5 protein-coding genes are annotated in these 5,256 nt (G+C 70.8%); 2 read left to right on the top strand and 3 right to left on the bottom strand.

Annotated elements, in window-relative coordinates:
• Nucleotides 1-554 precede the first annotated feature (554 nt).
• Together QK444_RS32130 and QK444_RS32125 are read left to right on the top strand one after the other, a co-directional pair.
• On the top strand, nt 555-2,048 hold the full coding sequence (locus QK444_RS32130; protein ID WP_282785822.1) for an NADH-quinone oxidoreductase subunit M: 1,494 nt from the start codon (nt 555-557) through the stop codon (nt 2,046-2,048).
• Nucleotide 2,049: 1 nt separating this feature from the next.
• Nucleotides 2,050-3,504: an NADH-quinone oxidoreductase subunit N gene (locus QK444_RS32125; RefSeq protein WP_282785821.1), complete on the top strand. Its 1,455-nt coding sequence runs from the start codon at nt 2,050-2,052 to the stop codon at nt 3,502-3,504.
• A gap of 222 nt (nt 3,505-3,726) precedes the next feature.
• On the opposite strand, the gene QK444_RS32120 is transcribed toward QK444_RS32125, so the two are convergent.
• From QK444_RS32120 to QK444_RS32110, 3 genes are read right to left on the bottom strand one after another with little or no spacing between them, the layout of a single operon-like run.
• Nucleotides 3,727-4,347 carry a (2Fe-2S) ferredoxin domain-containing protein gene (locus QK444_RS32120; protein WP_282785820.1) on the bottom strand — a complete coding sequence of 207 codons (621 nt, stop codon included), beginning with the start codon at nt 4,345-4,347 and terminating at the stop codon, nt 3,727-3,729.
• Entirely contained in the window at nt 4,344-5,147 is an 804-nt protein-coding gene (locus QK444_RS32115) for an ABC transporter ATP-binding protein (RefSeq protein ID WP_282785819.1), read from the bottom strand. Before QK444_RS32115 ends, QK444_RS32120 begins: the two co-directional genes overlap by 4 nt.
• Nucleotides 5,144-5,248, bottom strand: coding sequence for a hypothetical protein (locus QK444_RS32110; protein WP_282785823.1), 105 nt, complete (start codon nt 5,246-5,248; stop codon nt 5,144-5,146). The genes QK444_RS32115 and QK444_RS32110 overlap by 4 nt, the downstream gene beginning before the upstream one ends.
• Nucleotides 5,249-5,256 lie beyond the last annotated feature (8 nt).

The following is a 5,256-nucleotide window of genomic DNA, read 5'->3' as shown; positions in this document are numbered from 1 at the left end:
GAGCTGGGTCGGTGGGCGCGGCGTCCGGAAACCGGTGCGGTGCACCAGTACTACGCCCAGGCGGCAGTGCTCATGGTGCTGTTGGCAGTAGTGCTGCTGGTGTTGGCATGAGGTGGAGCGCACGGGCACGGAGGGATACCGCCGAGTTGCGGACAGCGACAGCACCCGTGGGCGTCCGGTCGACCTGGACTGCGGGACAACGGGGCTCGGGGTACGCGCGCAATGGACCACCGGACGGTGGAGGTTCGGGCAGGCGAGCTCGGTCTACGCGGGCAAGGGACTGCCCGGCTGGCGAGGTTCGGGCAGGCGATACCGGCGTTTTCGGAAGACATCGGAAGCGCACAGCCGGGCTGGAGGACGTGTGCGGGGGGCCTCCGCGTTCGAAGAGGCGCGGGCGGCGGGACTCGGCAGGCACGAAGCCCGGGAGCGAGAATCGCAGGCAGGCGCGGCGGGCGGCGCGCTCCGGAAGTACGCGCGGCGTGGCGACGGAAGTCGGGTGCTGACGTGAGTTCCACACGGACCCAGGGGATGACCGATACGAGAGGAGGTGCGGAATGCTCAGTGTGCTGGTGTTCCTACCACTGGCAGCGGCGCTGATCCTGGCCGCCGTACCCCGACTGGGCGATCGTGCCGTCCGCTGGGCCTGGGTGGCCGCGAGCGCGGCCGAAGTCGTGCTGGTCGCGGTGCTCTGGTGGTCCTACCGACGAACCCCGCCCGCACCCGGCGACTTCGCTTTCACCGAACGCGTCGATTGGATTCCGAGCCTGCGGGCGAGTTATCACATCGGCCTGGACGGGTTCAGTCTACCGCTGGTCGCCATGACGACCGTGCTGTTCCTGGCGTGTGCGGTCTACTCGCTGCGGGAGACCCGCCGGGTGCGTTGGTTCGCCGCGCTGTTCCTGTTCCTCGAGACCGTCTGCCTGGGAGTCTTCGTCTCGCTGGATCTGGTGCTGTTCTTCGTGTTCTTCGATCTGTCGATCGTGGGCATGTACTTCGTGATCAACGGGTGGGGCCACGGGCAGGCGCGCCGGGCGGCCTTGCAGTTCTTCCTCTACACCTTCATCGGATCGCTGGCGCTGCTGCTCGGCTTCATCATCCTGTACCTGGCCGCCGACCCGCACACCTTCGACATCGTCGAACTGACGGCCGCGAACCCCTTGGCGGACAACACGGTACGCGGTTCGATCGCACTGGCCGCGATCGTGCTCGGCCTGGCCGTCAAAACTCCGACGGTGCCCTTCCACACCTGGCTGCCACCCGCCCACACCGAAGCGCCCGCCGCCGGTTCCGCCGTGCTCGCCGGTGTGCTGCTGAAACTGGGCACCTACGGTTTCGTCCGCATCGCCATGCCGCTGCTGCCGGAGGCGTGGCGACGTTTCGCCCTGGTGCTGCTGATTGTCGGCGTGGTCAGTGTGCTCTACGGCGCGCTGGTCGCGCTGGCACAGCGGAACTTCAAGCGCATGATCGCCTACACCTCGGTCAACCACATGGGCTACATCCTGCTCGCCCTGGGCGCGGCCGGTCTGGTGGCGGGCAATTCCGAACAGGCCCGCACGCTGGCGATCTCGGGCGCGGTCACGCAGATGGTCAGCCACGGGCTCATCACCGGCGCGCTGTTCCTCATCGCGGGCGTGCTGTACGCCCGGCGCGAGACCTACGACCTGGACGCCTTCGGCGGTCTCGCCGCCGCGGCCCCGGTGTTGGCGGCGGCCACGGCGGTCGCGTCCATGGCCTCGCTCGGCCTGCCCGGCTTCTCCGGGTTCATCGCCGAATTCCAGGTATTCCTGGGCTCTTTCGCACCCGCGCCGGTACTCACCGCCATCGCGCTCACCGGCATCCTGATCACCGCGGCGCTGCTGCTACGGGCGTATCAGAGCATCTTCCTGGGGCCGAAGCGCATCGGCGAGTTCACCGATGTCACCGCGCCCGAGGCCTGGTCGATCATCCCGCTGCTCGCCGGATCCCTCGTCATCGGGCTGGCTCCACGCTTCCTGCTGGATGTGATCGAACCGTCGGCACGGGTGCTCGGGCTGCTGGTGGAGGGCTGACGTGGGGACCGACAGCGCGGCCCACGGAGGTGTCGCGGTGCTCGCCGCGAGCGGTGGCATGGGCGCGGATCTGGCGGCGCTCGCCCCGGAGGCGGCGCTGGCCCTCGCCGCGGTGCTGGGTCTGCTGCTCGGCTCGTTCCTGCCGCGCACCCGGCAGTGGCCGGTTCGGCTGCTCGCCGCTGTCGCCGCGATCACGACACTGGTGACGACGGTCGCGGTCTGGAACAACCCGCCCGCCACCATCTTCGAGGCCACCTACGACATCGACACCGCCACCAACGCCGTGCGTCTGACGGTGGCCGTTTCCCTACTGCTGATCCTGGCCCTGTCGTGGCCCGGCACCCGGGCCGCCGCCCGCGAATCCGAATTCGTGGTGCTGCTGACCCTGGCCGGACTCGGCGCGGTGTTGCTGGCCGGAGCCGCCGATCTGCTGGTGCTGATCACCGCGTACCTGCTGGCGAGTATTCCGCTGTACGCGCTCACGGCCTTCGAGAAGGACTCCGCGGGGGTGGAGGCCGCCCTCAAGTACTACCTGCTCGGCGCGTTGTTCGGCACCACCATGCTGCTGGGCGCGGCCCTGGTGCTCGGCGCGGGCGGAGCGACCACCTATACTGCGCTGGCCGAGGCCGCGCCGACGGCCCCGCGCGCCGCCCTGGCGGTGGGCGCGGTCGCACTGCTGGGCGCGCTGCTGTTCAAGGCCGGGGCGGTACCGGCGCACTTCTGGGTGCCCGACGTCACCCAGGGCACCCATCCCGCCGTGGCCGCCGTGGTCACCACCGTGCCGAAACTCGGTGCCATCGTGGCGATCTCACGATTCGGCACGGTGGTGTCGGCGGACGGGGAGCTGCGCTGGGGGGTGCTGATCGCGGTCATCGCCGCCGCCACCATGACCCTGGGCAACCTCGCCGCCTTCTTCCAGACCGATGTGCGCCGCCTGCTCGCCTACTCCACCGTCAGCCAGGCCGGATACCTGCTGGTCGGCGTCGCCGCCGTGCGCGGGTCGGAGTTGGCCGTGCCCGCGATCCTGCTGTATCTGGCCGCCTACGCGGTCACCAATCTCGGTGCCTTCGCGGTGGTGTGCGCGCTGCCCGACCGGCGCGCCCTCGGTGACTACACCGGGCTGCTGCGGCGTCGACCCGGGCTCGCAACGGCGTTGCTGGTGTGCCTGTTCGGCCTGATCGGCACCCCGCCCACCGCTGTGTTCGTCGGCAAGCTGACCGTCTTCAGCGCGGCCTTCGACGCCGGGCTGGGCTGGTTGGCCGTGCTGGCGCTGGTCAATACGGTCGCCAGCGTCTTCTACTACCTGCGCTGGGTGGTTCCGGTCGTGCGCGGCGGCGGCGATATCGAACCGTCCCCGCCGGGCGCGGCCGCCGTCACCGCCTACGCGGCGGCCGTGCTGTCCGTGCTGATCGGCCTGCTCGCCGGACCGGTCTGGGGCGCACTGGAATTCGGCTGAACGGCCGTGCTGGTCTGGCTGTCCGCCGTGCTGGTCTGGCTGTCCGCCGTGCTGGTCTGGCTGTCCGCCGTGCTGGTCTGGCTGTCCGCCGTGCTGGTCTGGCTGTCCGCCGTGCCGATCGGGCTGCCCGCCGTGCCGATCGGGCTGCCCGCCGTGCTGATCGGGCTGTCCGCCGAGCCGCGCTGGACTTCCCGTAGCGCAGCCGGTGCCGCTGGCGATGGGCTACCCGTTCCGACCCGCCTCGGCGGTCTCCACCGCAGCCCCCGAATGCCACCGGCCGTCGGGATAGGTGATGTACAGCGGCCCCAGATTGCACGGATGCAGGCATCCGGTCGGGGTGATGAGGGCATCCGGGTGGGTGTCGCGCAGGATGCGGTGGAGTTCCGCCGCGCCGTAGACGGTGCAGCGGGGGCCGCGGCAGACCAGGATATGGGTGCTGTGCTCGGGGATCTCCGACCAGGCGGGACTGCGGAAGGCGCGCGGGCTCGCCGTCACCGGTGTGCCCGCGTCCTGTGCGCGGGCACGGATCAGGGCCGCGAAATCCGCTGTGCCGTCGATACTCTCGGTCATGCGGAGATCGAGGTCGAGGTCGCGGGTCTCCTTCCAGTTGGCCACCGCGCGGGCGATCCAGGTCTCCAGATAGCGGTCGCGCGGAACGGCCAGCGGGATGAGGGTGACCGGCACGTCGTCGGCGGCGGCCGCGTCCAGCACCTCGTGGATGGTCGGCTCGCCCTGGTCCAGCAGGGCGTAGCCCATACCGCAGGCACGGGCCAGGGCGGCGACGGCGGGCAGATCGACACCGGCGGGGGTGGGGCGGGCGACCAGGATGTGGCGGCGGCTCATGCGGTGCGGACCTTTCGCGCGGCGGGAACCACCAGCGGCGTGCCGGTGGCCGGGTCGTCGATCACGGTGCAGTCGAGGTCGAACACCTCGGCCACCAGGTCGGGGCGCACGATCTCGGACGGTGCGCCCTGCGCCACGACGCGGCCGTCCTGCATCGCGACCAGGTGATCGGCGTAGCGGGCGGCCAGATTGAGGTCGTGCAGCACCACGACGATGGTGCGCGGCAACAGATTTCGCAGCAGATCGAGCACGTCGAGCTGATGGGTCAGATCCAGGAAGGTGGTCGGCTCGTCGAGCAGCAGCACCTCCGGATCCTGCGCCACCGCCAAGGCGACCCACACCCGCTGGCGCTGCCCGCCGGAGAGTTCGTCGAGGCTGCGGTCGGCGAGTTCGAGGGTGTCGGTGGCCGCCATCGCCCGGTGCACCGCGGCCTCGTCGGCCTCGGACCACTGGCGAAACCAGCGCTGGTGGGGATGGCGGCCGCGGCCCACCAGGTCGGCGACCGTGATGCCGTCCGGGGCGGTCGGCTGCTGCGGCAGCATCCCCAGACGCCGGGCCAGGGTGCGGGCGGGCAGCCGCCCGATATCGCCGCCGTCCAGCAGCACCGCACCCGCCGCGGGCGGGATCAGGCGGGCCAACCCGCGCAGCAGCGTCGATTTGCCGCAGCCGTTGCGGCCGACGATGACGGTCAGCGCCCCGGCGGGGAAGTCCACGGTGGCATCGGTGACGGCCGGTGTGTCGCCGTAGGCGAGGGTGAGCGCCGAGGTGGTGAGATGAGCGGTGGTGAGGTGAGCGGTCATCCAGCGTGTCCGATTCGGGTTGCGCGGGCCAGGAGATAGACGAGTACGGGCGCGCCGAGCACGGCGGTCACCACCCCGACCGGGAGTTCGGCGGGGAACAGCCGCCGGG

Source organism: Nocardia sp. CC201C, from assembly GCF_030010695.1.
Lineage (GTDB): Bacteria > Actinomycetota > Actinomycetes > Mycobacteriales > Mycobacteriaceae > Nocardia > Nocardia otitidiscaviarum.
This window is presented reverse-complemented; position numbering and strand designations above follow the sequence as displayed.

Coding starts and splice junctions, on each gene's coding strand:
- QK444_RS32130 (WP_282785822.1), top strand. CDS start 555: ATGCTCAGTGTGCTGGTGTTCCTACCACTGGCAGCGGCGCTGATCCTG.
- QK444_RS32120 (WP_282785820.1), bottom strand. CDS start 4,347: ATGAGCCGCCGCCACATCCTGGTCGCCCGCCCCACCCCCGCCGGTGTC.
- QK444_RS32115 (WP_282785819.1), bottom strand. CDS start 5,147: ATGACCGCTCACCTCACCACCGCTCATCTCACCACCTCGGCGCTCACC.